Raw genomic sequence first — 25,971 nt, forward strand, 5'->3', positions numbered from 1 at the left:
GGCCGGTCACCGCCGCCGCGCGGTGACCGGCCCCGACTCGTCCGTCCGAGCCTCCCGGCCGCCTCGCCCTCCCGGCGGAACTGACCGCCACCCTCGGATACGACGCCGTGGGCACCCCGAGGGAACACGGCGAGCGGATCATGAACTGCCTGCCCCGGGTCGGCTGCGTCTTCGCCGACGACCTGCGCTGGTGGTGGATCGTCCCCGCGGGCTCCCACATAGGCATCACCTGGCCGCCGTCGACGAGCTACGCGGTCCACGGGTACGTGGGGCCGCACGGGGGCCCGGAGACGGACACACAACTCTCGGACCCCTCCTGGAGCGGTCCGCGCCCCGGGTCTCCGCTGCTGATCCACCGCCCGGGAGGTGACTCCCCGTACACACCCCCGATCCCGCTGTACTTCCTGGCCTGCCGCCTGGCCGGGATCACCCCGCACTGGTCGCTGGGCGTCGTGGGTGCCTGAGGCGGTTCCGGGCCTCGGGTACCTCGGCGGGGGCCTCTCCGGATGACGCCCGGCGCCCGGTGACGCATCCTTGCAGGGGTGCGATCGGGGTACCCGGGGGCCCTGAGCGAACGACGGAGGAGGCGCCGGCATCCTCCTCCGGGAACCGGGCGGTGTGGTCATGGTCAAGAACGAGACACGCAGCGGGGCAGTCTCCAGTGAGTCCGTGTTCGGCGCACCGTGCTGGGTCAGTCTGACCACGCGCGACGTCGAGGCCGCGGAGGAGTTCTACCGGGCCGTGTTCGGCTGGAAATGGCGGACGAACAGTCTCGGCGACCGGTTCCGGGTGGCGCTGGCGGACGGGGTGCCCGTCGCGGGGATCGCCGGTGTGGCCTCCATGTGGCAGATGGCCGTCGCCTGGACCCCCTACTTCGCGGTCGCCAGCGCCGACGAGGCTGCGGCCCGGTGCCGGGAGCGCGGCGGGACGACGGCCGTCGGGCCGATCGCCTTCTCGTCCGGCCGGGCGGCCGTGCTCGCGGACCGCGACGGAGCCGTCTTCGGCATCTGGGAGGGCCGGCTCGTGACCGGCTGGGAGGAGTGGCGTGAGGCCGGCCCCACCTTCATCCGGCTGCACACACGCGACGCCTTCGACGCCGCCATCTTCTACGGGGAGGTCCTCGGCTGGGCTTCTCCCGGCGAGGGCTGCTGCGAGGTGCAGTACAACGGCGACGAGGTGGTTCTGCGCAGTGGTGGCGCGGCGGTGGCACGGATCCACTCGGGGGCGGTGGAGGCGGCTCCCGACCCCACGATCCGCCCGCACTGGCAGATCCACTTCGCGGTCGCCGACGTGGACGCCTGCGTCCGCGCCGCCCGCGACCACGGCGGTGCCGTCCTGCAGGGGGAGGAGGGTGCCGAGGAGGCTGTCCTGGCCGACCCGGACGGGGCGCGCTTCACCGTGACCGCCAGGCGCGAGCACTGAGACGGCGGTGGTGACCGGGCCCGGTATCCGGCGCCGGTCCTACGGCTTCGGCGAGCGGAGTCCGGTGAGGGGCCCCGTCATGGTGCGGTACCGGGGCGACCGGGCTCCGCCCGCCGAGGCCAGGAGAGGTCAGGGCGTGGCCGAGTCGACGGTGGGGGACTGCGTACGACGGCGGCGCAGGACCTTCCGGCGCGGCTCCTGGTCCGGCAGCCAGCCGAAGGCCAGACAACTGCCCGTCGCGCCCAGCAACAGCCCGATCATGAACCCGCCCAGGTTGGACGTGACCCAGGTCCCCAGGGAGACCAGGATGCCGGTGATCGAGTAGAAGAGCCGCTGGGTCGGGTTGAAGAGGATCAGCAGACCGCACAGCAGCATCACCGTCGGCAGCAGATACCCCGCCAGCCCCTGCATGCCGATGTGCACGATCACCTTCAGCGATGCCTTCTCCGTGAGGAGGATCTCCGCCCCGCCCAGCGTCAGCAGCAGGCCGCCCCAGAAGGGGCGCTTCGCCCGCCACTTCCGGAAGGCGGCCCTTGGCCGACTCGTCACTGGGGGCAGCCCTTGTCGCTGAAGCGGAGCTTGAGTCCGGGCAGCTTGAACACGGCCGCCGTGGTGGCGTAGTTGGTCTGATTCAGGTTGTCGATGTGCACGGTGTCGGCCTGCTGGCTGAAGACGCCCTTGGGGCCCTGCACTCTCGCCTTGTTCAGCGTGCTCGCGTCGTTGCCGATCTCGATCTTGCCGAACGCGGCGTCGCCGGACAGCTCGGTCGAGTCGGTGGTCAGGTCGGTCGCCGTCACCTTGTCCTTGCCGCCGCCGGCGGTGATGACCAGGTTCGTCCCGCCGAGGTCGACGGCCTGGCACAGCTTGGTGAGCGTCGCGTTCTTTATCGCCGAGGTGACGACCAGCACCTGGCCGCCGGTGTCGCCGGCGTTCGGGCTGTCGTCGGCCATGTTGTCGAGGGCGCCGAACTGCTCGAAGCCGGTGCCGTCCAGCTCCGTGGCGGTGACCGTGAAGGGCATTCCGGAGATCGCGAACTGCACGCCCAGCGCTCCCTGGGCGGTCATGATCGCGAGACCGGCGGCGATCGCGGTGGCGGGCACCGCCATCACGGCGGCGCGGCGCAGGCGGACCCGCCCGCGTCTTTCGGGCGACCCCTCGGCGGCGGAACCGCTTTCGGGGGGCTCGGGGGTGGATCCGGGGGACGCCGTGGCGTCCGAGGACGAGGCCATGTCTGCTCCTGGGCATAGTCAATGCAAGTAGGGCTTCACTGGCACGTTGTCCTGGCGCGGACAGCGGCTGCCGCGCACGCCTCCTCGCACCTCCCGGCGAGTGCAAGGGCTTGCTCGTGTCGCGGTAGTTACCGGCGAGAAAGTTACCGGTGGTTACACCCAGGGTCAAGGCACTTGTGTCAAAAGGGTGTTGATTGTGTGACGACGGTACGCGAGGGATACCGGCGGCTCGCCGGGAGGGCCTGGCTCACCTGCGTCGCCGATGCGTCGTCGCCCCAACTTGGTTACTTCGTATTGACGTTGACGGTTAATCAGGTTTACAACATCCCCTGTTTCCCACGGATCCGTGGCGCCGGATCCGTCGCACGGCGCAGGTCACTCTCCCGGCCCCGTCCTCCTGGGGCGTTCGTGGCACCTCTGCACGCGCGGTGCGATGCACGGATCCTTCACCTTCACCCGCGATCCAGCACCCCTCCGCGGCACCGGCACACGGTCGCCTTTCCCCCCTGTCCGCGGACCGTCCCCGGTGGCCCGGCTGTCGTTGCCGGCCCGTCACGTACGGAGAAGGCGTCACGGGCCGGCAACGGCGTACACCACCCGCACAGCCCCCCACTTCGGAGAAGAGGCACCCCATGCGTACGACCCGATCCTTCCTTGCCGCCGCCGGCGCGGCCGCGGCCCTCGCCCTGGTCGCGGCCTCCCCCGCCTCCGCGGACGGCGCAGTGCTGACGGCCAACGGCGACGCCGTCGCCGTCGGCGACGTCCTCAACGCGTCGCTGGCCAGTGGCACCGCGGCCACGCTCTACTCCAGCAGCACCGGCACCAGCGGGATCTCCTGCACCTCGTCCACGTTCACCGCCACCGTCACCGACAACCCGGCCGCACCCGGCACCGCCACCGAATCGCTCACCGGCCACACCTTCAACAGCAGCAGCTGCACCAGCAACGTCGTCGGCGTCCTGGGTGTCACCAGCATCGTGGTCGACAACCTGCCCTACACCACCACGGTCACCTCCGACGGCACGGTCACCGTCACCCCGGCCGCCGGCTCCACCATCCAGACCACGGTGAAACTGCGTACCCTGCTCGGCACGCTCACCTGCGTCTACCGGGCCGCGAGCCTGTCCGGCACGGCGAGCAACACCGACAACAGCATCGCCTTCACCAACCAGCAGTTCACGAAGTACTCGGGCTCGTCGCTGTGCTTCAGCAACGGCTACTTCACGGCGAAGTACGCCCCGGTCACCGACACCAGCAAGGACGGGAACCCGGTCGTCACCGTCAACTGACGGCCCCTGAGCGGCGGCCGCTCCCGTGTCCGGGCGGGACCGGGGGCGGCCGTCCAGTCTCCTCACCCGCGCCGTCGGCGCAGTGCCACGGCGGCGGCCCCGGCGAGCAGTGCCAGGGCCATGGCACCGCCCGCCAGCAGCGGCATCGACGGCCCGCCGGTGGAGCGGCGCTCGGTGGCCGCCGCCGGGACGCCCGGCACGCTCGTGACCGCCGGTCCGCTCGGCGTCGGGGCACCACTGCTCGCGGCGGCTTCGCTCGGCGACGCCGTTGCCGAGGGTGAGGGTGACGGTGTGCGCGCGGCCGTGGGTGTCGCCTTGGCCGTATCCGGTTTCGAAGTGGCCTTGTTCTCGGTGGTACCCGAAGCGTTGGATGTGCCGGACGCCGGGAACACCACGTCCGAGCACGAGTAATAGGTGTCCGTCGTGCTGGAGTTCTGCCAGATCGTGAACAGGACGTGGCGTCCCGACCGGTTCGCCGGGAGCTTCGCCCTGATCCGGTACGCGCCGTCCGTCAGCGGCGGGTCCGTGACCTGGGCGAACGGCTGCGTCGGGAGGTCGGACCAGGTCAGTGGCCTCGTGGGGTCGTACCCCTGCTTCGTCAGGAACAACTTGAACGTGCCCGTGTGCGGGATCGTCGAGCTGTACGCCATCGTCAGCGAGGCCCCGGGCGTCAGCCGGGTCGACGGCCAGTCGGAGCGCGCCAGGTCGAGGCCCTTGTAGGCGGGCAACCCCCCGCTGCACAGCCGGCCGTCGGGAATCATTTGCCGGTCCCTGCCGCCCACGCCCGCCACTCGCAGGTTGTCCCAGGCCGTGAACGGCGCGCCGTTCGCCGCGATCGCCGCCCGGCAGGCGGCGGTCCTCGCGCGGCCGCCGCCCTCGGGCGAGCACGCGACCACCCGGCTGACCGGATCCGTGGGCGCTCCATGGGCGAGGGCCGGGGTCGCCGGCAGCAGCGTGGCCGCCACGGCTGCTGCGGCCACGGCGACGGTGCGGTGTGCGGTCATCCGGTGGTCTCCAGGGCGCATCGGTCGGGCGGTTGCGTACGGGAGGAATACGGGAAAACGGCGGCGCGTGTTCACAAGCGCGGCGGCTGTTCCGGAGAGCCGAACGGGCCCACGTGGGCCCGGCCGGCACCGGACCTTCCGACCGCCACCCCCCAGCGAAGCGGCCGGCCGACGAGAGCGGACGTCGGCCGGCCGTTAGCGTAGGCGCATGGCACCCGAGAGCGTCCCAGAGGCAGTTGACGTGATATGTCCGGGCTGCGGCGCGGCTGGGGCGCGGCCGGTCCCGGAGATCTGCGCCGACCACGCGTCCATGCGCGACGGACTGGCCGACCGGCTGGCGCGGTCGCCGGACGCGCCGACGAGACTCGACCGAGGCCTGCACTTCGTGGAGGGCATGCTGATGGTCGGCGTCGGCGTCGCCCTCGCCTACGAGGGGATCCGCTACGACAAGGCGCTCTACACCGTCGGCGGGTCGCTGCTCGCCGTGCTCCTGTTCGTCGGCACGATCGTCGTCGTCCGCGGCGAGGGGCGCGAGCGGGCCTTCGTGACGGCGGGCGAACCCCGCGCCGACGCCCTGTGGCGATCGGCGTACTACTGCCCCGGGTGCGCGTCGGTCTTCTGTCCCGGCGGCACTCCGTGGCAGGGTCTGCTGACGCCGGAGCAGTTCAAGAAGTTCGTGTGGACCGAAGCCGGCTACGGGAAGCGGCTGGAGGAGCGGTTCACGGACGTGGAGCTGTCGCCCCATGCGAAGCGCTGAGCACGGTCGGGCTCTCGGCACCGGCCGAGGCGGCCCGGAGGCGAACGAGCCAAAGAAGGAGGAATCCGAGACCATGTCCGACGCCCCCGTGATCCGCGCCGACGAGCCGGGATCCTTCCCGCACGGTGTGCTCGCCGCACGGCATCCCGCGCTCATCCGCACCGTTCTGGACGCCTTTCCGTACGGCCCCGACCAGCGGCGTGCGCTCGACGCACTGCTCACCAGCGCCACCGAGGGCGTCATGGAACCGCTCGGCACCGAGGACGACGAGCGGTGGGCGGCATGGGGCGCCCGGGAGTACCTCGGCCGGTCCTGGTTCGAGGCACCCTTCCTCTGGTCCGAGAGTTACTTCTACCGCCACCTGCTCGAAGCCGTCGGCTACTTCGGCCCCGGCGCCTGGCAGGGCATCGACCCGTTCCGCCCCTTCAAGCTCGCCGAGCTGGACTCCCCGGAGACGGACGGGGAACTGGCGGCCCTCGACCGGCTGACGGAGCAGCCGGCCGAAGAGCAGGCGCGGGCGCTGCTCCACGGTTCGCTCTGGGGAAACCGCGCGGACCTCGGCTTCCGCCTCTCCACGCCCGGAGCCACGACGCCGGTCTCCCGCCTCGTCGTCGACGACAGCGCGTCGCTCTGGTCGCTGCTGCCCGTGGACACCATCTGCCTGGTCGCCGACAACGCGGGCCGCGAGCTGATCCCGGACCTGCTCCTCCTCGACCATCTGCTCCACCACGGGCGGGCGCGGCGGGCCGTGCTGCACGTGAAGGTGTATCCCTACTACATCTCCGACGCCATGACGGCCGACGTCCTGGACGCCGTACGCCGACTGGCCGGTGCGCAGGGCGCGGCCGCCGACGCCGGGGAGCGGCTGTGGGCGGCGCTGGCCGACGGTCGCCTGGAGGTCCGGGCGCATCCCTTCTCCTGCGCCCCGCTGCCGTACGCGGACATGCCGGACGATCTGCGTGCGGAGTTCGCCGCCGCCGATCTGACGATCTTCAAGGGCGATCTCAACTACCGCCGCCTCGTGGGCGACCGGCTGTATTCGCCCACGACGCGGTTCGCGGACACCACGGACTGGTTCCCGGGGCCGGTCGCTGTGCTGCGCACCCTGAAGTCCGATGTGATCGTGGGGATCGACGCGGCCACGGAGGCGGCCCTGGTCGCCGCCGAGGGACAGCGGTGGCGTACGAGCGGCACGCACGCGCTGATCCAGGTCGGCGTCAAATGACCTCCAGGGTGAGTGACTTGATGCCGTTGATGAAGTTCGAGACGAGCCTCGTGGGCGGCGCGGCGAGACGCGGTGCCGGCAGGACCCGCAGTACCTCCTCGTAGAGCACGCGGAGTTGCAGCCGGGCGAAGTGCGCGCCGAGACAGACGTGCGGGCCGTCGCCGAAGGAGACGTGCGGGTTCGGCGTCCGGGACAGGTCGAGCCGGTCCGGCACGGCGAAGGCCCGCTCGTCCCGGTTCGCGGACGCATGGAACACGACCACCTTGTCGCCGGCGTGGATGCGCCGACCGGCCAGCTCGGTGTCCCTGACGGCGGTCCGCCGGAAGCTGAGCACGGGCGGGTGCCAGCGCAGCAACTCGTCGACAGCGAGGGGGATGTGCTCGGGTCGGTCGCGTAGTCGGTCGTACGCCGTCGGGTGCTCGGCGAGCGCGAGCAGGCCGCCGGGTGCCGCGCCGCGTACCGTGTCGTTGCCCGCGATCGTCAGCAGGAAGAAGAACATCTCCAGCTTGGGGCCGGTGAGTTCGGGGTCGGCAGCGAGCGTGGTCATGATGTCGTCGGCGGGGTGCGCCCGCTTGTACGCGGCCAGCTTCCGCGCGTAGGCGAACATGTCCCGCAAGGCCGCCGGGGAGCGTGGATCGACGGGCCGGCCCTCGGCGTCCAGCAGCGGCTCGCCCGCCTCGTCCGGGTCCTGGTAGCCGATCACGCGCTGCGTCCAGTGCAGCAGCAGGCCACGGTCGGACTCGGGCACACCGAGCAGGTCGGCGAGGTTGAGCAGGGCGTAGTCGTCGGTGACCGCGGCGACGACGTCACAGTTGCCGTCCCCCGTGCGCGCCCGGTCCAGGGCACCCCCGAACAGGGTGCGGGCGCGTACGCGGGCGAGGGCCGCGAAGCGGTCGACGCGGCGCGGCGTGAAGGCCCGGCTCACGAGCCGCCTCAGGCGGCCGTGGTCCGGCGGGTCCTGATTGAGCATCATGCGCCGGATGAACGGCAGGTCGTCCGGGTCGGGGTCGCGTATCTGGGTGGCGCCGAGGTGCGAGGAGTACGTCGCCGAGTCCTTGAGCACGCGTACGACGTCCGCGTGCCGGGTCACCGCCCAGAAGCCCGGCCCCGCCGGCCAGCCGAGCACCTCCGGCTCGTCCTGCCAGGCGACCGGGTGGTGATCGCGCAGGACGCGGTACGCGGCGTGGGGGACCCCGTCGGCGTACTGGCGGGGGTCGAAGACGTCGGGGACGGGCGGAGCGGTCTCGCGGACGCTCATGCGACGGACTGCCCGGCCGGGGTGCCCGCGTCCGTGCTCCCGTCGGTGTCGTCCGCGCGCAGGAAGTCCTCCACGGCCCGGATCAGGTCGAGCGGCGCCTCGTCCATCGCGTAGTGTCCGGCCGACGGCAGTTCGAGGAGTGAGGCCTGCGGATACCAGCGCAGCCAGGTCTCGCGCAGCAGCCCGGCCGTCAGCGCGGGATCGAGCGCGCCCGCGACGGCCAGCGCGGGCACCGTCGTGCCCTCGACCTGCGCGTGGAAGTCCTCCCCCGCCCACGAGTCCAGCCACGCCCGGAACGCCTTCGCGTCGCTGTGCGCCAGTGAACGCGCCACCATCCGGTCGAGCCAGGCGGCCGGCGCCCGGCCGCCGGTGGTGATGTCGATGATGGCGCGCCGGTTACCCGGCTTGTGCGCGGCGTCCGCGAACAGCTCCCACTGCTCGGTGGGAAGCGGCAGCCCCGAGGCCGGAACGGGTGAGACCCCGACGATCCGGCGCAGTCGTTCCGGGGCGAGCGCCAGCAGCCGCTGTGCCACCGCACCGCCCATCGAGTGCCCGATCACCGAGAACCGGTCCCAGCCCAGCCGGTCGGCCAGCTCGACGAGATCGGCGGCGGCCTCGGCGGTGCCGAACGCGCCGGTGGCGTCCTTCGCCGCGCCGTATCCGCGCAGATCCACGAGCGCGTAGGTGAAGTCACGGCGATCGAGATCCGGCAGCACCGCCGCGTACGCGGCCCGGTCGGCGAACCAGCCGTGCACGGCGAACACCTTGTGGGCGCCGTCGCCGTGCACTTCATGAGGCAGCACGAAGGAGGTCATGCGACCACGGTGGCCCCGGGGAGAGGGGTCGGCAAGTAGCCGATCGGGGATTCCTCCCTGCGGGTGTCCAAGGACCGGCGAACCATGGGTGAGCGCTCGTGGGCTCCGTGCCCCCGATTCACGCGAAGGGGTGGTCGGGCCCCGCCCCGCGGATGTCGCCGCCGGGCCAGGGGTAGGGCCCGGCCATGACGCAGCCGTTCGAACTCCCCCACTTCTACATGCCGTATCCCGCACGGCTGAACCCGCATGTCGACGAGGCACGCGCCCACTCCACCGAATGGGCGCGCTCCATGGGCATGCTGGAGGGTTCCGGCATCTGGGAACAGTCCGACCTCGACGCGCACGACTACGGGCTGCTGTGCGCGTACACGCACCCCGACTGCGACGGCCCGGCCCTCTCCCTGGTCACCGACTGGTACGTGTGGGTGTTCTTCTTCGACGACCACTTCCTGGAGACCTTCAAACGCACCCAGGACCGCGCGGGCGGCAAGGCCTACCTGGACCGGCTGCCCCTGTTCATGCCGCTGGACCTCGCCACGCCCGTACCGGAGCCGGAGAACCCCGTCGAGGCCGGACTCGCCGACCTGTGGGCGCGTACAGTGCCGTCGATGTCCCTGGACTGGCGGCGCCGGTTCGCGGTCGCGACCGAGCACCTGCTGGGCGAGTCGCTGTGGGAGCTGTCCAACATCAACGAAGGACGGATCGCCAACCCCGTCGAGTACATCGAGATGCGCCGCAAGGTGGGCGGCGCCCCCTGGTCCGCCGGGCTCGTCGAGTTCGCGACCGCCGAAGTGCCCGCCTCCGTCGCGGGGTCGCGGCCGCTGCGCGTGCTCATGGAGACGTTCTCCGACGCGGTCCATCTGCGCAACGACCTCTTCTCGTACCAGCGCGAAGTGGAGGAGGAGGGCGAACTCAGCAACGGCGTCCTCGTACTGGAGACCTTCTTCGGCTGCGGCACACAGGAGGCGGCCGACACGGTCAACGACATCCTCACCTCACGGTTGCACCAGTTCGAGCACACCGCCCTCACCGAAGTGCCCGCGCTGGCCCTGGCCAAGGGCCTCAGCCCGGACGAGGTCGCCGCAGTCGCCGCGTACGCACAGGGACTTCAGGACTGGCAGTCCGGCGGACACGAATGGCACATGAAGTCCAGCCGCTACATGAACAAGAACGCCCGCGCCACGCAGCGGCCCCTCGGCCTCTCCGGCATCGGCATCTCCGCCGCCGACGTGCGCGGGCTGCTCGCCGACGCCGGTGCCGCCCGGCTGCGCGCGTACACCCACGTTCCCTTCCAGCAGGTGGGCCCCTCCCTGCTCCCCGACTTCCACATGCCCTACGAGCTGGAGCTCAGCCCGCACCTGGACGGCGCCCGGCGCCGTCTCACACCCTGGATGCACCGGATGGGCATGCTCCAGGAGGGCATCTGGGACGAGGACAAGCTGGTGGCGTACGACCTCCCGCTGTGTGCGGCGGGCCTGGACCCGGACGCCACACCCGAGGCACTGGACCTCAGCTCCCAGTGGCTCGCCTGGGGGACCTACGGCGACGACTACTACCCGCTCGTCTTCGGCAACCGGCGCGACCTCGCGACGGCCACGCTGTGCACCGAACGGCTGTCGTCGTGCATGCCGCTCGACGGCGAGGAGCCGCCCGTCCCCGCGAACGGCATGGAACGCGGCCTGATCGACCTGTGGACGCGCACCATGGCGGGGATGAACCCGGACCAGCGGCGCACGCTGCGCGCCGCCGTGGACACAATGACCGAGAGCTGGCTGTGGGAGCTGTCCAACCAGCTCCAGAACCGCATCCCGGACCCCGTCGACTACCTGGAGATGCGCCGGGCCACCTTCGGCGCCGACCTCACCAAGAACCTGTGCCGCAGGGGCCACGGCCCCGAGGTCCCGCCCGAGGTGTACCGCAGCGGCACGGTCCGCGCCCTGGAGAACGCGGCCATCGACTACGCGATGCTGATCAACGACGTCTTCTCGTACCAGAAGGAGATCCAGTACGAGGGCGAGATCCACAACGCCCTTCTCGTCGTGCGGAACTTCTTCGGCTGCGACTACCCGACGGCCGTACGCGTCGTGGGCGATCTGATGACCCAGCGCATGCAGCAGTTCCAGCATGTGGCCGCCCACGAACTGCCCGTCCTGTACGACGACTTCCAGCTCTCCGAGAAGGCGCGCGAGGTCATGGGCGGCTATGTCGTGGAACTGCAGAACTACATGTCCGGCATCCTGAACTGGCACCGTGGCTGTCGCCGTTACGGCGCGGCCGACCTGGCCCGCCGCGCCCACGGCTTCGTGCCCGACCTGGCGCCGGCCCTCACCTGGCGGGCGGAACCGGTGGCTCGCTGATCCCACGACGGGCCGCCTCGGAGAGTTCCGCGAGGATCTCCGCGGCGGCCTCGGACACCTCCCGCACCCCCTCGGCGAGTGCCGGGTCGGCCGAGGCGGCACGGGCGACCTCCTGGTGCTCCTCGACGACGAAACCGCCGAGTTGCGTGCCGCGCCAGTGCTCCACGGTCCTGTCGCCGGACCGCAGCAGGGTGTCACGCAGCCGTGCGAGGGTCCGTATCGCCGCGGGGAGTTGACCCGCTTGCCGCTCCAGTCGGGACAGTGCGAGCAACGCGCTCGCCCGCTCGCTCGCGGTGCTCAGCCGGGACACGTACAGACGCTGGGCGCGCAGCGCCTGGAACGTGTCGCCCAGCGCCTCGAACTCGTACACCAACGAGTGGAGTTCGTGGACGTCGAACGGCTCGGGTGCCTTGCGGTACAGGCGGAGGTCGATCTCGTCCAGTTCGCGGATCTGCGCGACCCGGGCGAGTTCGTCCAGGCCCTGCTCACGGGCGAGACCCCGCCAGGTGACCGGGGGCTCGTCCGTGGGGTCGGCACCGAAGAGCGACTCGTCGAGGCCGCGCGCCCACTTGCGCAACTCCGCCCCGTCCGCGCCCGGTTCGGGCATGCTGCCGAGGCCGCACCAGGTGTCGTAGGTCCTCTCGCGCACCTCGTACAGCAGCGGCAGGTCCTCGGCCAGGCCGTACAGGCCCACCAGGACGGCTGCGAGCCGCAGTTCGTCCGTCATCGCCGCCTCGTGCCGGAGCAGATGCCGCAGCAGCGGCAGGTCGGTGTCCCGGCGGTCGAACTGCGCGGCGCGCAGCGCGAGGGCCCGGCGCGCCGGGTCGGCGGCCACCTCGGCCCACGCCGTGCCGTCCCGCAGGAGCGCCAGATCGGCGCGCCCCGGCTCCAGGACCGTCTCCCACAGCGGCGGTCGCGGGTGCGGGTCGAGCAGGCGGTAGGCGCCGCCCTCCTCCGCGTTCAGCAGGAGGAAGTCGGGCTCCGTGCGCAGCAGCGCGGTGTGCAACATGCCGACGAGCTCCACCGGGGTACGCCCGGACAGGCCGAGGGCGGCGCGCAGTTCGGCGCGCTCGGCGTCGATGCCGAAGTATTCGCGCATCTCCTCCTCCGTCTCGGCGACGGCCGCGAGGATCCGCTCCTCACCGTCGGCCGGGGACAGGCCCAGAAGGTCGTGCCAGCCGGGCAGCCCGATCAGTACCTCCAGGGCCGCGTCCACGCTGTCGCCGATGATCCCGGCCGCGCCCTCCGAGTCGGCGTAGAGCACGGAACCGTCCGCGCACACGAAGTACGTCCCCCCGGTGTCGTCGCCCGCTATCGGCTCCAGAGGGCCGCCCGAGGCCAGACGGACCTCCTCGCCATGGTCCGCACGGTCCAGGTCGAAGTTGAAGGGGAACGCGGCCAGTTCGGCCAGGCGGGAGTCCCGGCGCAGCAGCCGGAGGGCACGGTCGCTCATGTCACTGAACGTAACAGCCGCCACTGACACCGGGGTTCCCGGTCCCCGCCGGGCTGCGGCGGCGTGTCAGGCGAGCCGCGCCCGCTCCCGGCCGGCCATGTACAGCTCGAACGGCTCCGCGCCGCGACCGGCAGCTCTGGCTTCCGGCCGGGCACATGTCGGTGTCTCGTTGTCGGAGCCGGCCCACGGTGACCCACCGTCGCGTACCCGTCTCGTTGGTGTGACCACGTATGCGGCGTTCCAGTCTCACTCGTTCGTGGATTGTTGCGCGCCGGCCCGAAGGGTAGGGCTCAGGCGGAGCGATCGAGAGGCGAACCATGGAACAGCCCGCGTTGCGTCCTCCGGGGCCCGGCCAGGAGCCCCGCCCCGAACGGCGCCCGCACGCCGCCCCGCACCGGGGCAGCGGCCTGCCGACCCTGCTCTTCGCCCTCATCGCCGGGACCGTCCTGATGCTGTCCGGCGTCGGAATCGGCCCGGTGGGCGCCACGGTGACCGGCATGGGCAGGCTGGCGGATCTGAGGCGGCACGCGGGCGCGCTGGCGCACGGACCGTCCGCAGCCTCAGCCTCGCGCCACTCGCGCGCACCCTCCGGTGTGCAGGGGTCCCCGCTCTCCACCAACGCGCCCGCCGACGGCAGGTCGAACCCCGCCAGGGCGCCCCAGCGGGTGACGCTGGGCGTCGAGGTCGTGGACGCCAAGGCCGGAGGCGCACTGGTGGTGGGCGTACACGTCCCGGGGCCGGGCCACGCGGCGGGCCTGGTGCGTGGAGACGTGCTGCTCGCTCTGGACGGGACGCGACTCGGTTCGGCCGTCGATCTCGCGAAAGCGGTCGCCGCGGCGCGCCCCGGTGTCGCGGTCAGGCTCAGCGTGCGCCATGCGAACGGCGCCCGTCGGCGCGTGACGGTCACGCCTGGGGCCGGTGTCTGAGCCGTACGGTCGTCTGCCATGCGGCAGCAGGGCGCCGTGCCGCTCGATCCACCGTCCGTGATCGCCGCAATGGGCTCGCGTCCGCCCCGGCGGACGGGCAGGATGCTGCCCGTAGCCCCTGGAAGATCCGGAACCGCGGAGGCAAGGATGACCGGCACGCCCGCAGCGCCCGACAGGAGCGGTCCCGCGCCCTTCACCGCCGAGGACTACGCGGCCCGGATGCGACGTGCCACGGAGGCCGCCGTCACGGCAGGGCTCGACGGGCTGCTGATCGCGCCCGGTCCCGACCTGGTGTGGCTGACCGGATACCGGCCGGTGGAGACCGAGCGTCTCACGCTGCTGGTGCTGCGGCCCGGACACGAGCCCGTCCTCGTCGTGCCCACCCTGGAGGCACCCGACGCGGCGGAGGCAGCCGGCGCGTCCGCGCTGACGCTGCGCGACTGGACCGACGGCAAGGACCCGTACGAGACGGCCGGCTCCCTGCTCGCCCGCAGCGGCCGCTACGGCATCAGCGACAACGCCTGGGCCCTGCACCTGCTCGGCCTGCGCGAACGGCTCCCGCAGATCGACCACGTCGCCCTCACCCGCGCCCTGCCGATGCTGCGGGCCGTCAAGGACGCCGCGGAACTCGACCGGTTGGCGTCCGCGGGCGCGGCCGCGGACGCGACCTACGAGGAGATCCGGAAGGTTCGCTTCGCCGGACGCCGGGAGCGGGAGGTCGCCGCGGACCTCGCCGATCTGCTGCGGCGGTCCGGTCACACGCAGGTCGATTTCACCATCGTCGCCTCGGGCCCCAACGGCGCCAACCCGCACCACGAGGCCGGCGACCGCGTCATCGAGCGCGGCGACATGGTCGTCCTCGACTTCGGCGGCCTCAAGCACGGCTACGGCTCCGACACCTCCCGCACCGTCCACGTCGGCGAACCGACCGACGAGGAGCGCACGGTGCACGACCTGGTGCGCGCGGCTCAGGAGGCGGGCTTCCGGGCGGTCAGGCCGGGTGCGGCCTGCCAGGACGTGGACCGCGCGGCCCGCGCGGTCATCGCCGACGCCGGGTACGGCGAGTACTTCATCCACCGCACCGGACACGGCATCGGCGTGACCACCCACGAGCCGCCGTACATGATCGAGGGCGAGGAACAACCCCTCGTTCCCGGCATGTGCTTCTCCGTGGAGCCCGGCGTCTATCTGCCCGGCCGTTTCGGCGTCCGCATCGAGGACATCGTGACGGTGACCGAGGACGGCGGACGCCGTCTCAACAACACATCCCGCGAGATGGCCATAGTCGACTGAGAGGGCGGTGGCCGACCGCGACAGCGAAGCGCGACCGCGAGGCAGGGACGGCCGGCCGCCCCGGAACCAGGAGATCCCAGCACGACCCCGAGACGACAACGGCGCGATCATGACCCAGGAACCGACACCGACGGCGGAGACCGTTAGCCGACTGGCCCGTTCCCTGCTCCACGACGGCGACGGACCGGCCGTGGCGCCCGTCGCCGAGGGCCACGGACATTCCACCTGGTGGGTCGGCGCGCGCCATGTACTGCGGCTGGCCACCGACCGTGACGCCTCCGCGCGCCAGCGCCGCGAACTGCGGCTGCGCGACCTGGTGCGGCCGCACGTCGGCATCGCGGTCCCGACGAGCGTCGCGTACGGAGAGTGGGCCGCCGGCCTCGGCTACACCCTCGACACCCGGCTGTCCGGCGTCACCGGCGAGGAACAGGACGTCTCGGCGCTCGGCGAAGCGGACCTGGCGGCGCTGCTCACCGGGCTGCGCGAGGTTCCCCTGCGCCAGGCCGAGACGTTCGGCGTCCCGCGCGTTCCGCCGCGTTCCCTGGAGACGCTGCGGACGGCAGCCGCGCGCGCCGCCGGACGCCTCGCCGAGGACGACGAGTTCGACCCCGCCCGGCTGGCCCAGCTCACCGCGCCCGCCGCCGTCCAGCTCGCCGCGCAGCCCGGCGCGGCCGTCCTCGTGCACCACAACCTCTGGGGCGAACATCTCGTGGTCAGCGGCGACGGGCGGGTGCGTGGCATCCTCGGCTGGACCGACGCCCTCATCGGTGACCCGGCCGAGGACATCGCCGCACTCGCCGTCGCCGTCGGCGCGCCCGCCGCCGTCCGCGCCGCCACCCTCGCCGGGTACGGCGCCCGCCCCTGCCTGCGCGGACTGTGGCTCGCCCGCTGCGACACGCTCGTCCGCCTCGCCTCCGGCCTGGAGGGCCGCGACGACACCCCACTGCCACTCCTGCGGGCCAGGCTGCGCCGGGCCTGGGAGGCGATCTTGTTGGAACGGGTCACGGAACTGCCGGGCGAAGAGTCCCCGTAGGGGCCCGGCCGGGCAGGGGCGGTGTCGGCTCGGCCTTCGGAGACCCGACGTTCACCCCGGGCCGGCTGCGGGCTGTCCACAAGGCGGGTGCGCGGGCGTTCGCGTAGGGGCTGACGCGCGGGAGGGACCGTCGAGCAGTGTCCCGGGCGTCGGTCCCGGTGCCCGGGTCACGCCTGCGTCAGCACCACGCACGACTCGCCCGGCAGGCTCAGCACCCCTTCCTCGTCCGGCGGCCCCACCGGCTCCCACGCGGCCAGTACGCGCGCGTGGCGGATGCCGAGGGGGATGCGGGCCGTCTCCTTGGCGAGGTTCACGGCGACCCGTACGTCCCCGCGCCGGAAGGCCAGCCAGCCGGCGTCCTCGTCATGGGCGACCTTCACGTCCTCCAGGTCGGGGTCGGAGAGGTCCGGTTCGTCGCGGCGCAAGGCGATCAACTTCCGGTACCAGGCCAGCACGCGCGCGTGCGGATCCCTCACCGGCTCGGACCAGTCGAGGCAGGAGCGTTCACGGGTCGCCGGGTCCTGCGGGTCGGGCACGTCCTCCTCCGCCCAGCCGTGCGCCGCGAACTCCCGGCGCCTGCCCCGCCGTACCGCCTCGGCGAGTTCGGGATCGGTGTGATCGGTGAAGAACTGCCAGGGCGTGCCCGCCGCCCACTCCTCGCCCATGAACAGCATCGGCGTGAACGGGGCGGTGAGCACCACCGCCGCCGCGCACGCCAGGAGGCCGGGGGAGAGGGACGCCGAGAGCCGGTCGCCCTGGGCGCGGTTGCCCACCTGGTCGTGGGTCTGGGCGTAGCCGAGCAGGCGGTGCGCGGAGACGCGCGTGCGGTCCAGCGGACGGCCGTGCCGGCGGCCCCGGAAGGTCGAGTAGGTGCCGTCGTGGAAGAAGCCGCCCGTCAACGTCTTCGTGAGGGCCGCGAAAGGAGCGCGCGCGAAGTCCTCGTAGTAGCCCTGCGATTCGCCGGTCAGCGCGGTGTGCAGCGCGTGATGGAAGTCGTCGTTCCACTGGGCGTGCACCCCCAGTCCGTGCTCCGCGCGCGGGGTGATGACCCGAGGGTCACCAAGATCCGACTCGGCGATCAGGAAGAGCGGCCTGCCCACGTCGGCGCCCAGCGCGTCGACCGCCGCCGACAGTTCCTCCAGGAAGTGGGTCGCGCGCGTGTCGCGCAGCGCGTGCACCGCGTCCAGGCGCAGCCCGTCGAGCCGGTAGTCGCGCAGCCAGGCCAGCGCGCTGCCGATCAGATAGGCGCGCACCTCGTCCGAGCCCGGCGCGTCCAGGTTCACCGCGGCGCCCCAGGGGGTGTGATGGGTCTCGGTGAAGTACGGCCCGAAGGCGGGGAGATGGTTCCCGGAGGGGCCGAGATGGTTGTGGACCACGTCCAGCACGACGCCGAGGCCCAGCTCGTGCGCCCGGTCCACGAACCGTTTCAGCGCCTCCGGCCCGCCGTACGGCTCGTGCACAGCCCACAGACTGACACCCTCGTACCCCCAGCCGTGCCGCCCGGGGAACGGGCACAGCGGCATCAACTCCACATGCGTGACGCCCAGTTCGGCGAGATGGCCGAGCCGTTCGGCGGCCGCGTCCAGCGTGCCCTCCCGCGTGAACGTCCCCACGTGCAGCTCGTACAGCACCGCGCCCGGCAACCCCCGGCCCGACCACGCGGCACGCCACGCGTACCGACCGTGGTCGACCACCGCGCTCAGCCCGTCCGGACCGTCCGGCTGGCGGCGCGAGCACGGGTCGGGCAGTACCGGGCCGTCGTCCAGCGCGAACCCGTACCGCGTGCCGTCCCCGGCCTCCGCGTCACCGGTCCACCATCCCGCGCGCTCCGGATCGCGCTCCAACGCGCGCGTGGCTTCGTCGCAGTGGAGCGTCACACGGGTGGCCTGCGGTGCCCACACCTCGAACTGCACGGACGGTTCCCCCTCGTCTGCTCATCGTGATGTAGCGGGTCCATGGTGCGTCATACCAGATCAATTCGCTTTGTATTCGACCCCCTTGACACGCGGAACGACCCCGACGGAGTCTGCGGTCGTTTTTGCGTTTTCTGGACACTCCGGCCCGACTGACCGACAATCACCTGCGTGACGTCGTCCTTCGAGTTCCACACGTACCCCGCGCGGCTCTCGGACGCCGAACGCGACCGGGCGCTGAAGGCGCTCAGCGACGGTGTCGCCCTGGGACGTCTGTCGCACGACACGTTCATCCGCCGGATGGAACTGGCGCTGGTCGCCCGTCAGCCCCACGAGCTGGCCGCGCTCACCGCGGACCTGCCCGCCGAGAAGCGGTGGTCCCGGATCGTGTTCGAGACCGTCGAGGCGGTCTCCGGGTTCACCGTGCGGCTGCGCAGGGCCTGGCAGGCCGAGCGGCTGCCCAAGCTGCTGCTGCCGAGCCCGGACAACGGGTACCCCCTGCGGATCGGCCGTGACCCCGCGAGCGGCCTCAGGCTCAGCCACGAGACCGTCTCCCGCGTGCACGCCGAGCTGAGGCACCAGGGCGGTCTGTGGGTGCTGCGCGACCTCGGTTCGACCAACGGGACCACGGTCAACGGCCGCCGCGTGATCGGCGCCGCGATCGTCCGCGACGGGGACCAGGTGGGCTTCGGGACGATGACGTTCCGGCTGGCGACGGGGTAGCCGGCCCGTTCGGGAAGGGGCGCCCGGCCCCGACGCCGGCCGCACTCCACGCTCTCCGCGCCGCATACGGCTTCAGCAGGCACGACACACCGGTGCCGGCGCCTTCGGCGTGTCGCGCCGGAGCGAGCCCCGCGCGTGCGGCGTGCCGCGCCGGAGTACGGTCCGCCGCCACCAACCCGTCCTGCCTCCTGCTCACCCTCCCTTGACTCCCATGGTGTTGACGTACCCCGCGAGCCGTGACTGACTGTGCGTACACCATGTACAACAGGTGAACCGACGGCACCACATAGTGGAGGTGTGCCCTGCCGCCACTCCTCCGCTATCCGACCGTGGACGAGCTGGGCGCCCGTGCGGCCGCGCTCGTCGCCCGCCGTCCGCGCGACGCCCGGCTGCGCCGCGTGGGCACGTCCCGAGGCGGCACGCCCCTGTGGCTGCTCTCCGTCGGCCACGGCAGCCGCCACGCCCTCGTCGTCGCCGGACCCCACGCCAACGAGCCCGTCGGCGGCGCCACCGTCCTGCGGCTGGCCGAGCGGGCGCTGGCCGATCCGCGGCTCGGCGAGCAGGCCGACGCCACCTGGAACCTGCTGCTGTGCCTCGACCCCGACGGCGCGCGCCGCAACGAGGGCTGGCTGTCGGGCCCCTACACACTCGGCCAGTACTTCCGGAACTTCTTCCGCCCCGGCTTCCTGGAGCAGCCCGAATGGCTGCCCGACGGCGCGGAGCGCGCCGCCCTGCCCGAGACGCGCGCGCTGCTCGACCTCCAGGACGAACTGCGGCCGTTCTTCCAGTGCTCCCTGCACGGCGTGGACGTCGGCGGCGGCTTCGTCGAGCTGACCCGCGACCTGCCGGGAATCGCCCAGCGGCTCGCCCAGGCCGCGGCCCGGCTCGGCATCCCACGCGAACTCGGCCCGTACGACACCCTGTACTGGCCGCCCCTCGGCCCCGCCGTCTACCGCATCCCGCCGCCCCGCCGCGGTGATCTCGCCGCGGCGATCACGGAGGCCGCGGTCGAGTCGACCTGGTTCCACCCGCACCGCTACGGCACCGTCACGGCGGTCGTGGAGGCGCCCATGTGGGGCGTGACGGCCGTGGAGGACGGCTCGCCGCACCCCGACGCCGACGCGCTGCTGCGGACCGTCAGCCGCACACTGCGACGCGACACACACCGTCTGGAGGGCCTCCTGGCCCGTATCCACCCCCACCTGGCCGCCGTGCCGGACGCCGCCCGGCTGCTCGCCCCGGTCGACGACTATTTACTGGTCGGCCCCGGACTCGCCGACTCATGGGACCCCGACATCTACGACGCCGGGGAGCGGCCGCTGCCGCCCCTCGACACCGCCCACCTCACCGCCCTCGGTATCTCCGGCCGCCGGGTCGCGCTGCGCACCGCCGGGCTGCTGCACCAGCTCGCCAGGGCCGCCGGGCGCGAGGCGTCCGGTGTGCTGCCGGAGCTCGACGGGCTCATCGACGAGTGGTGCGCCGACTACCACGACGGCTACGGGGCGCGCTGGATCCCCGTCGCACGCCAGGCCGAGTACCAGGCGCGCGTGGTGCTCGCCGCGTTCGAACTCGCCGGACGGCCCGCGCGCGTGCGCTCCCATTCGGGTGAGTCCGGCTGGGGTTCGGGTACCGCTGTGCCGATGCATACGGAATGACGAAGACGACCCTGGCCCTGCGCGGCGTCCTGCTCGCCGCGGCCGCCTTGCTCACCGCGACCCCGGCCCAGGCCGCACCCGGGCCGGCGGTCCCGGGCAACTGGCTCTATCTGACCGTCACCAAGGGCGACGACCGTTCCAGGGACATCCACGGAACGCTCCTGATGTGCAACCCGCCCCAGGGGCATCTCCAGGCCGTCCGGGCCTGCGCGGAACTCGCCGCGGTGGAGGGGGACATCGGCCGTATGCCGCCCCGGGACACGTTCTGCCCGATGATCTACGCCCCGGTGACCGTGTCCGCGCGCGGCGAGTGGAGCGGCCGTCAGGTCGACTACAGCCACACCTTCGTGAACATGTGCGACCTGGCGGCGAGGACCGGGGCGGTGTTCGCGCTGCCGGACCAGGGGCCGAACCGGCCGGTGGCGGGCATGCGGAACTGACCCACCCACGCGCGCGTGAGGCGTCGTCCGTTCCCACGCGCGCGTGAGGCGTCGTCCGTTCCCACGCGCGCGTGCCGGGGGCCCGGACGGCGTGGTGGTGCACAGGGGCCGGGCCCCGATGGCCCTCGGGGGCGCTCACTGCTGATGCAACCCGCGCCCCGCGAGCGTGAGGAACGCCTCCCCGACCGCCTCTGACAGCGTGGGGTGCGCATGGATGTGCCGGGCCACGTCGGACGGCTGCGCGTCCCAGCCGACGATCAGCTGGCCCTCGGCGATCATCTCGGAGACGTGGGGGCCCACCAGGTGCACGCCGAGCACCTGTCCGCCACCCCTCTCGGCGACGATCTTCACCATGCCGCCCTGCCCGTGCACCATGCCTTTGGCGACGGCGGTCAGCGGCATGGTGTTGACGTCCACCTCATGCCCACGCGCGCGTGCCTCTGCCTCGCCCAGTCCCACGGACGCGGTCTGCGGAGACGAGTACGTGACCCGGGGCACGGCCGCGTAGTCGACGGGCATCGAGGGCACCCCGGCCAGCGTCTCGGCCACCAGCAGGCCTTCGGCGAAGGACGCGTGGGCAAGGCCGAGGGACGGTGGAGGCAGCAGGTCGCCCACGACGTGCACGCCGGGCACGGCCGTCTCCAGCCGGGTCCAGTCGGCGGGCGCCACGAACCCCCGTTCGTCCGCCGCCAGGCCCGCCGCGGCCAGGTCGAGCCCATCGGTGACGGGCGCCCGTCCGACGGCCACGAGCAGCCGCTCCGCGTCGACCGTACGGGTCTCGCCGCGGGCGGTGCGCACGCGCGCGCGTACCCCGTCGTCCAACACCTCGGCGTCGAGAAGGCGCGCACCCGTCCGCACGTCGATGCCACGCTTCTTCAGACCGCGCGTCAGATGGCGGCTGACATCGGCGTCCTCCAGCGGCACGATCCGGTCGGCCGCCTCCACAAGGGTGACCTCCGCGCCCATGGAGCGGTGCAGGGAGGCGTACTCGACCCCGATCGCGCCCCCGCCGAGCACCAGCACGGACGCCGGCAGCCCCGGCGCGAACAGCGCGTCGTCGCTGGTCACCACGCGTCGCCCGTCGGGGGCGAGTCCCGGCAGCGTACGCGGCCGTGAGCCGGTGGCCAGTACGATCCCGCGGCGCGCGGTGAAGGCGTTCGCATCGTGGGCCGTCACACCGCTCCCGTGCGCGCCGCTCGCGCCCTCGACGCGCACGCTCCGCGCACTCGTCAGCCGGGCGCTGCCCCGCACGACCCGTACGCCCACGTGAGCCAGATGCGCCTCCACCCCCCGGTGGTTGCGCGCCACGATGTCGTCGCGCGTGGCGACCAGCGCGGCCCAGTCGATGGCGTCCAAGGTGGCCTTCACACCCCAGCGTTCGCGTGCCTCGGCGATGCCGTCGACCAGCTCGGCGGCGTGCAGCATCGCCTTGCTCGGGATGCAACCGCGGTGCAGACAGGTCCCGCCGACCTTGTCGCGCTCCACCAGTACGACGGTCAGTCCGAGGGCGGCGGCGCGCAGGGCGGTGCTGTATCCACCCGTTCCGCCGCCGATGACGATGACATCGGGTGTGCTCGTGGCGTCCATGCCCCCACCCTCCGTCCGCCCCTTGTCATGAGTCCAAGGCAATGTTCTTGTGGAATCCATGCAGAACGCTTATGGGGGTGGGCCGGAATGAGTCTGCGACAGATGGAGTACTTCCTGACGGTCGTGGAGGAGGCGTCGTTCACTCGCGCGGCGGAGGTCCTGCACGTCACGCAGCCCGCGCTCTCGCACCAGATCAAGGCCCTGGAGAAGACGGTCGGCGGCGCGCTCCTGGAACGCATGCCGCGTGGTGTGCGCCTCACGGCCATGGGGCGCGCCTACCTCCCGCACGCCGAACTCGCCGTCCGCAGCGCCGCGCAGGCCAGGCGCGCGGCCCGCGCGGCCGCCGGGGCCGAAGGCGGCGAACTGCACGTCGCGGCCGTCCACTCGGTCGCCGTGGGCGTCCTCCCGGACGTCTTCGCCCGCTGGCACGCCACCCACCCCGGGGTCCGGCTGCACCTGCGCGAGTACGCGACCTCCGAGGCCCTTCAGGAGCAGGTCGAGCGGGGCACCGCGGACCTCGCCGTCGGGCCCGCGCCGAAGGAGTGGTCCGGCAGCGTCGTCCCCGTCGGCGAGGAGGAGATCGTCCTCGTGGTGCCCTTCGACGACCGCTTCGCGGGCCGTACGACGGTGACGCTGCCCGAGTTGGCGGACCGCCCCTGGGTCCGCTGCGCCATGGAGCCCGTCGTGCACGGCGAGCGCTTCCTCGACTGGGCCTGCGCGAAGGCGGGCTTTCGGCCCCGTACCGCCGTGGTCACCGAACACACCTCCACAGCCGTGCGCATGGCGGCGGCCGGCGTGGGCGTCACCACCGCGCCCTCGCATGTCGTGCGCGGCGCGGTCGGCGAGGACTGCGTCGTGCTCTCCGCCGACCCGCCCTGGAAGCGCGCCCTGACCGTCTTCTCACGCGTGCCGCCGACCGGCGCCGCCGAGGTGTTCGTGGACCTCCTGCGCCGCTACGGAGGACTGCCGACACCAGCCGTGCCCACGACGGGCACCAGCGCCGCCTGAGCCGCGACCCAGTCACTGCGGGCAGTCGTGCCGCTGGGGCGATGGGGGTACCCCCTGCTCGAAGAGCTTGGGGGAGGCACCCGGCAAGCGCCGGGAAGCGATACCCACCCCCGGCCCACCTCACCGCCGGGTACCTGGCAACCTCCGCACAAGTCGCTGCGCGCCACCCCGGTCACCGCCCACCGACCCGCTCCAGCAACGCCACCGGCAGCCGTGCGAAAAGGTCCGCCACGCGCGCGTGCCCCTCGAACTCCCGCCCCGGCGCGAGCACATCGGCCCACCGGCCCGTCGGCAGCGTGAGGGACGTGTCGCCCCACCCGCCCTCCTCCGCCAGCCGCAGCGACAACCGGGTGACAGCCGTGAGCACCTCCCCGGAGCGCACGAAGGCCACACAGTGCGCGGCGCCCGGACCCTCGGCCGTGAGCGGCTCGTACGTCGCCGACTCGCCGAAGACCTCCGGGCGCCGCCGGCGCAGCCGCAGCGCGGCCCCGGTGAGGTCCGCCTTCTCCGAAGCCGCCTCCTGCGGCGCGAACGGCCGTCGGTTGTCCGGGTCGACCAGCGCCCGGTACTCGCCCTCCGTGCCCTGGTAGAGGTCCGGCACGCCCGGCATCGTCAGATGGACCAGGGCGGCCCCCAGGACGTTCGTACGGATGTGTGGCGCGAGCGCGCTCCGGAAGCCCGCCATGAGCCGCCCCGGCGCCCCGCACGGCGCGCCCGCGACGAACGCCGCCACCGCCTCCTCGTAGGCGGCGTCCTGCTCGGTCCACGTGGTGTGCAGCCCCGCCTCCCGGACGTGCTTGAGCAGCGCCCCCTGGAGTCGCTCCTCGGCCGCCCGCCCCAGCCCGAAGAACGTCTGCCAGGCCGCCCAGACCAGGTGCGGGTCGGGCGCGCCGCCCGAGCGGGTCACCTCGGCCAGCACGTCGGCCCAGCGCTCCGGGCACTGCGTGAGCACCGAGAGGGCCGCCCGCACGTCCGCGCTGCGCTTCGTGTCGTGCGTCGACAGCACGGTCGCGGTGGCGGGCCATTCGCGCTGCACGCGCGCGCAGTGGGCGTGGAAGTCCTCGGGGGAGACGGCCGGGGCGCCGGGCTCGCCGCCCACCTCGTTCGCCGACAGCAGCGGCACGTAGCGGTAGAAGGCCGTGTCCTCCACGGACTTGGCGTGCAGCGCCGACGCGGTCTGCGCGAACCGGGCCACGAACCCGTCGTGCCCCGGCCCCTCCCCGGCCCGCCCCAGCACCAGGTCCCGCACCATGTCCACCGCGTGCGCCTCCTCGGGCACCGTGAACACGGCACGGGCCTCGGCGGCGGCCTCCTCGGTGACCACCGCTGCGGCGTCCCCGGAGGCGTACGGGCGGTACACCTCCAGACGGACGAGGAGTTCCCGCAGCGCGGTGCGCAGCGCCCAGGGAGCGTGGTCGCGCAGGGCCGGGTCGGCGGACGCGGCGCACAGGCGGCTCGCCTCGCGGGTGAGGCGCTCGACCTCGGTGGCCAGTTCGTGCGTGACCACCTCGTAGGCGGCGCGCCGCACGGTCGGGGCCCAGTCGCCGCCGCGGTCGTCCTGCGGGGCCGCGAAGCGCCGGTACTGGCCGAGCAGCTCCCCGGCGCCCGCCGGGTCCGTGAAGAGCCCGTCCACGTGCCGCAGCGCGTCGTAGCCGGTGGTTCCCGCGACCGGCCAGGCGGTGGGGAGGTGCTCGCCGGGCGTGAGGATCTTCTCCACGACCGTCCAACGGCCGCCGGTGGCCTCGTGCAGGCGTCGCAGATACGCGTCCGGGTCGGCCAGGCCGTCCGGGTGGTCGACGCGCAGCCCGTCCACCACGCCCTCGTCGACCAGCCGCAGCAGCGTGGCGTGTGTCGCCGCGAACACCTCCGGGTCCTCGACGCGCACCCCGATGAGCTCGGAGATGCTGAAGAACCGTCGGTAGTTCAGCTCGGTACGGGCCAGCCGCCACCACACCGGGCGGTACCACTGGGCGTCGATCAGCCGCGGCAGCGGCAGCGTCTCGGTGCCCTCGCGCAGCGGGAACACGTGGTCGTGGTAGCGCAGCACGTCCCCGTCGACCTTGAGATGCCCGATCTCCTCGCCGAGCCGGCGCCCCAGCACCGGCAGCAGCAGCTGCCCGCCCTGCGCGTCCCAGTCGAGGTCGAACCAGCGTGCGTACGGTGACTCCGGGCCCTCGCGCAGCACCTCCCACAGGGCACGGTTGTGGCGCGGGGAGGCGGCCATATGGTTGGGCACGACGTCCACGACCAGGCCGAGTCCGTGCTCCCGCGCGGTGCGCGCCAGGGAGCGCAGCCCCGCCTCGCCGCCCAGTTCTTCTCGCACGCGCGCGTGGTCGACGACGTCGTAGCCGTGTGCCGAGCCCGGGACCGCCTCCAGGACGGGCGACAGATGCAGGTGCGAGACGCCGAGCGCGGCCAGGTACGGCAGGGCCGCCTCCGCCGCGCCGAACGGGAACTCGGGTTGCAGCTGTAGCCGGTACGTGGCCGTGGGCACCGCATGGTCCGGACGCTCAGATGTCATGCAGATCTACGTACCCGCCCCGCCGCCTTTCGTGTCATCGACGCGCCGTCGCACCGTGACCGC

22 protein-coding genes are annotated in these 25,971 nt (G+C 72.8%); 13 read left to right on the forward strand and 9 right to left on the reverse strand.

The genetic code is table 11. The features are described 5' to 3' along the window. Positions 1–107 precede the first annotated feature (107 nt). Together Q2K21_RS10715 and Q2K21_RS10720 are read left to right on the forward strand one after the other, a co-directional pair. Positions 108–464 carry a hypothetical protein gene (locus tag Q2K21_RS10715; protein ID WP_310769322.1) on the forward strand — a complete coding sequence of 119 codons (357 nt, stop codon included), beginning with the start codon at positions 108–110 and terminating at the stop codon, positions 462–464. Between the two features lie 160 nt (positions 465–624). Then, entirely contained in the window at positions 625–1,422 is a 798-nt protein-coding gene (locus Q2K21_RS10720; protein ID WP_310769324.1) for a VOC family protein, read from the forward strand. A 129-nt stretch (positions 1,423–1,551) separates the two neighbouring features. Here Q2K21_RS10720 and Q2K21_RS10725 read toward each other — a convergent pair whose 3' ends face one another. Together Q2K21_RS10725 and Q2K21_RS10730 are read right to left on the reverse strand one after the other, a co-directional pair. Next, a complete protein-coding gene (locus Q2K21_RS10725; protein ID WP_310769326.1) occupies positions 1,552–1,971 on the reverse strand; it encodes a DUF6114 domain-containing protein in 420 nt (139 codons plus the stop codon). Next, positions 1,968–2,651, reverse strand: coding sequence for a DUF6230 family protein (locus Q2K21_RS10730; protein ID WP_310769328.1), 684 nt, complete (start codon positions 2,649–2,651; stop codon positions 1,968–1,970). The genes Q2K21_RS10725 and Q2K21_RS10730 overlap by 4 nt, the downstream gene beginning before the upstream one ends. Before the next feature lie 632 nt (positions 2,652–3,283). Between Q2K21_RS10730 and Q2K21_RS10735 the strand changes: the two genes are divergently transcribed. Next, a complete protein-coding gene (locus tag Q2K21_RS10735) occupies positions 3,284–3,940 on the forward strand; it encodes a Tat pathway signal sequence domain protein (RefSeq protein WP_310769330.1) in 657 nt (218 codons plus the stop codon). Positions 3,941–4,002: 62 nt separating this feature from the next. Here the strand turns inward: Q2K21_RS10735 and Q2K21_RS10740 are convergent, their stop codons facing one another. Then, positions 4,003–4,944 carry a lytic polysaccharide monooxygenase auxiliary activity family 9 protein gene (locus Q2K21_RS10740; RefSeq protein WP_310769332.1) on the reverse strand — a complete coding sequence of 314 codons (942 nt, stop codon included), beginning with the start codon at positions 4,942–4,944 and terminating at the stop codon, positions 4,003–4,005. Positions 4,945–5,152: 208 nt separating this feature from the next. On the opposite strand from Q2K21_RS10740, the gene Q2K21_RS10745 reads away from it, so the two are divergent. After that, positions 5,153–5,701, forward strand: coding sequence for a hypothetical protein (locus Q2K21_RS10745; RefSeq protein WP_310769334.1), 549 nt, complete (start codon positions 5,153–5,155; stop codon positions 5,699–5,701). A 73-nt stretch (positions 5,702–5,774) separates the two neighbouring features. Further along, positions 5,775–6,926 carry a damage-control phosphatase ARMT1 family protein gene (locus Q2K21_RS10750; RefSeq protein WP_310769337.1) on the forward strand — a complete coding sequence of 384 codons (1,152 nt, stop codon included), beginning with the start codon at positions 5,775–5,777 and terminating at the stop codon, positions 6,924–6,926. Here Q2K21_RS10750 and Q2K21_RS10755 read toward each other — a convergent pair. Both Q2K21_RS10755 and Q2K21_RS10760 read right to left on the reverse strand, forming a co-directional pair. Continuing rightward, positions 6,919–8,184, reverse strand: coding sequence for a cytochrome P450 (locus Q2K21_RS10755; RefSeq protein ID WP_310769339.1), 1,266 nt, complete (start codon positions 8,182–8,184; stop codon positions 6,919–6,921). The two genes, Q2K21_RS10750 and Q2K21_RS10755, sit on opposite strands and share 8 nt — an antisense overlap. After that, a complete protein-coding gene (locus Q2K21_RS10760; protein ID WP_310769341.1) occupies positions 8,181–8,999 on the reverse strand; it encodes an alpha/beta fold hydrolase in 819 nt (272 codons plus the stop codon). Before Q2K21_RS10760 ends, Q2K21_RS10755 begins: the two co-directional genes overlap by 4 nt. 185 nt (positions 9,000–9,184) lie before the next feature. On the opposite strand from Q2K21_RS10760, the gene cyc2 reads away from it, so the two are divergent. Then, positions 9,185–11,356, forward strand: a complete 2,172-nt coding sequence (cyc2, locus tag Q2K21_RS10765) for a germacradienol/geosmin synthase Cyc2 (protein ID WP_310769343.1) — start codon at positions 9,185–9,187, stop codon at positions 11,354–11,356. Here cyc2 and Q2K21_RS10770 read toward each other — a convergent pair. Then, entirely contained in the window at positions 11,325–12,809 is a 1,485-nt protein-coding gene (locus tag Q2K21_RS10770) for a hypothetical protein (protein ID WP_310769345.1), read from the reverse strand. The two genes, cyc2 and Q2K21_RS10770, sit on opposite strands and share 32 nt — an antisense overlap. A gap of 317 nt (positions 12,810–13,126) precedes the next feature. On the opposite strand from Q2K21_RS10770, the gene Q2K21_RS10775 reads away from it, so the two are divergent. The 3 genes from Q2K21_RS10775 to Q2K21_RS10785 all read left to right on the forward strand — a co-directional run bounded on the left by Q2K21_RS10775 (position 13,127) and on the right by Q2K21_RS10785 (position 16,061). After that, complete coding sequence (locus Q2K21_RS10775; RefSeq protein ID WP_310769347.1) at positions 13,127–13,735, forward strand: PDZ domain-containing protein; 609 nt, start codon at positions 13,127–13,129, stop codon at positions 13,733–13,735. A 147-nt stretch (positions 13,736–13,882) separates the two neighbouring features. Continuing rightward, a complete protein-coding gene (locus tag Q2K21_RS10780; RefSeq protein ID WP_310769349.1) occupies positions 13,883–15,028 on the forward strand; it encodes an aminopeptidase P family protein in 1,146 nt (381 codons plus the stop codon). A gap of 109 nt (positions 15,029–15,137) precedes the next feature. After that, on the forward strand, positions 15,138–16,061 hold the full coding sequence (locus Q2K21_RS10785) for a phosphotransferase family protein (RefSeq protein WP_310769351.1): 924 nt from the start codon (positions 15,138–15,140) through the stop codon (positions 16,059–16,061). A 167-nt stretch (positions 16,062–16,228) separates the two neighbouring features. Here the strand turns inward: Q2K21_RS10785 and treZ are convergent, their stop codons facing one another. Beyond that, complete coding sequence (gene treZ, locus Q2K21_RS10790) at positions 16,229–17,974, reverse strand: malto-oligosyltrehalose trehalohydrolase (protein ID WP_310769353.1); 1,746 nt, start codon at positions 17,972–17,974, stop codon at positions 16,229–16,231. A gap of 171 nt (positions 17,975–18,145) precedes the next feature. Here treZ and Q2K21_RS10795 point away from each other — a divergent pair, with 171 nt between their 5' ends. The 3 genes from Q2K21_RS10795 (at position 18,146) to Q2K21_RS10805 (ending at position 20,792) form a co-directional block, all read left to right on the forward strand. Beyond that, positions 18,146–18,697, forward strand: a complete 552-nt coding sequence (locus tag Q2K21_RS10795; protein WP_310769355.1) for a DUF1707 and FHA domain-containing protein — start codon at positions 18,146–18,148, stop codon at positions 18,695–18,697. A 329-nt stretch (positions 18,698–19,026) separates the two neighbouring features. Beyond that, entirely contained in the window at positions 19,027–20,352 is a 1,326-nt protein-coding gene (locus tag Q2K21_RS10800; protein WP_310769357.1) for a M14 family zinc carboxypeptidase, read from the forward strand. Continuing rightward, complete coding sequence (locus Q2K21_RS10805) at positions 20,349–20,792, forward strand: SSI family serine proteinase inhibitor (protein ID WP_310769359.1); 444 nt, start codon at positions 20,349–20,351, stop codon at positions 20,790–20,792. The genes Q2K21_RS10800 and Q2K21_RS10805 overlap by 4 nt, the downstream gene beginning before the upstream one ends. Positions 20,793–20,927: 135 nt before the next feature. Here Q2K21_RS10805 and lpdA read toward each other — a convergent pair whose 3' ends face one another. Further along, positions 20,928–22,379: a dihydrolipoyl dehydrogenase gene (gene lpdA / locus Q2K21_RS10810; protein ID WP_310769361.1), complete on the reverse strand. Its 1,452-nt coding sequence runs from the start codon at positions 22,377–22,379 to the stop codon at positions 20,928–20,930. 87 nt (positions 22,380–22,466) lie between these two features. Between lpdA and Q2K21_RS10815 the strand changes: the two genes are divergently transcribed. After that, on the forward strand, positions 22,467–23,387 hold the full coding sequence (locus Q2K21_RS10815; RefSeq protein ID WP_310769363.1) for a LysR family transcriptional regulator: 921 nt from the start codon (positions 22,467–22,469) through the stop codon (positions 23,385–23,387). Between the two features lie 172 nt (positions 23,388–23,559). Here the strand turns inward: Q2K21_RS10815 and treY are convergent, their stop codons facing one another. After that, positions 23,560–25,908 (reverse strand): malto-oligosyltrehalose synthase, encoded by a 2,349-nt coding sequence (treY, locus tag Q2K21_RS10820; RefSeq protein WP_310769365.1) that lies wholly within the window; start codon positions 25,906–25,908, stop codon positions 23,560–23,562. Between the last annotated feature and the right edge of the window lie 63 nt (positions 25,909–25,971).

It is taken from the genome of Streptomyces sp. CGMCC 4.7035 (genome assembly GCF_031583065.1).
GTDB classification, from domain to species: Bacteria; Actinomycetota; Actinomycetes; order Streptomycetales; family Streptomycetaceae; genus Streptomyces; species Streptomyces yaanensis.

Coding starts and splice junctions, on each gene's coding strand:
- Q2K21_RS10770 (WP_310769345.1), bottom strand. CDS start 12,809: ATGAGCGACCGTGCCCTCCGGCTGCTGCGCCGGGACTCCCGCCTGGCC.
- Q2K21_RS10760 (WP_310769341.1), bottom strand. CDS start 8,999: ATGACCTCCTTCGTGCTGCCTCATGAAGTGCACGGCGACGGCGCCCAC.
- cyc2 (WP_310769343.1), top strand. CDS start 9,185: ATGACGCAGCCGTTCGAACTCCCCCACTTCTACATGCCGTATCCCGCA.
- Q2K21_RS10745 (WP_310769334.1), top strand. CDS start 5,153: ATGGCACCCGAGAGCGTCCCAGAGGCAGTTGACGTGATATGTCCGGGC.
- Q2K21_RS10735 (WP_310769330.1), top strand. CDS start 3,284: ATGCGTACGACCCGATCCTTCCTTGCCGCCGCCGGCGCGGCCGCGGCC.
- Q2K21_RS10720 (WP_310769324.1), top strand. CDS start 625: ATGGTCAAGAACGAGACACGCAGCGGGGCAGTCTCCAGTGAGTCCGTG.
- Q2K21_RS10740 (WP_310769332.1), bottom strand. CDS start 4,944: ATGACCGCACACCGCACCGTCGCCGTGGCCGCAGCAGCCGTGGCGGCC.
- Q2K21_RS10805 (WP_310769359.1), top strand. CDS start 20,349: ATGACGAAGACGACCCTGGCCCTGCGCGGCGTCCTGCTCGCCGCGGCC.
- lpdA (WP_310769361.1), bottom strand. CDS start 22,379: ATGGACGCCACGAGCACACCCGATGTCATCGTCATCGGCGGCGGAACG.
- Q2K21_RS10775 (WP_310769347.1), top strand. CDS start 13,127: ATGGAACAGCCCGCGTTGCGTCCTCCGGGGCCCGGCCAGGAGCCCCGC.
- Q2K21_RS10750 (WP_310769337.1), top strand. CDS start 5,775: ATGTCCGACGCCCCCGTGATCCGCGCCGACGAGCCGGGATCCTTCCCG.
- treY (WP_310769365.1), bottom strand. CDS start 25,908: ATGACATCTGAGCGTCCGGACCATGCGGTGCCCACGGCCACGTACCGG.
- Q2K21_RS10785 (WP_310769351.1), top strand. CDS start 15,138: ATGACCCAGGAACCGACACCGACGGCGGAGACCGTTAGCCGACTGGCC.
- Q2K21_RS10780 (WP_310769349.1), top strand. CDS start 13,883: ATGACCGGCACGCCCGCAGCGCCCGACAGGAGCGGTCCCGCGCCCTTC.
- Q2K21_RS10730 (WP_310769328.1), bottom strand. CDS start 2,651: ATGGCCTCGTCCTCGGACGCCACGGCGTCCCCCGGATCCACCCCCGAG.
- Q2K21_RS10815 (WP_310769363.1), top strand. CDS start 22,467: ATGAGTCTGCGACAGATGGAGTACTTCCTGACGGTCGTGGAGGAGGCG.
- Q2K21_RS10755 (WP_310769339.1), bottom strand. CDS start 8,184: ATGAGCGTCCGCGAGACCGCTCCGCCCGTCCCCGACGTCTTCGACCCC.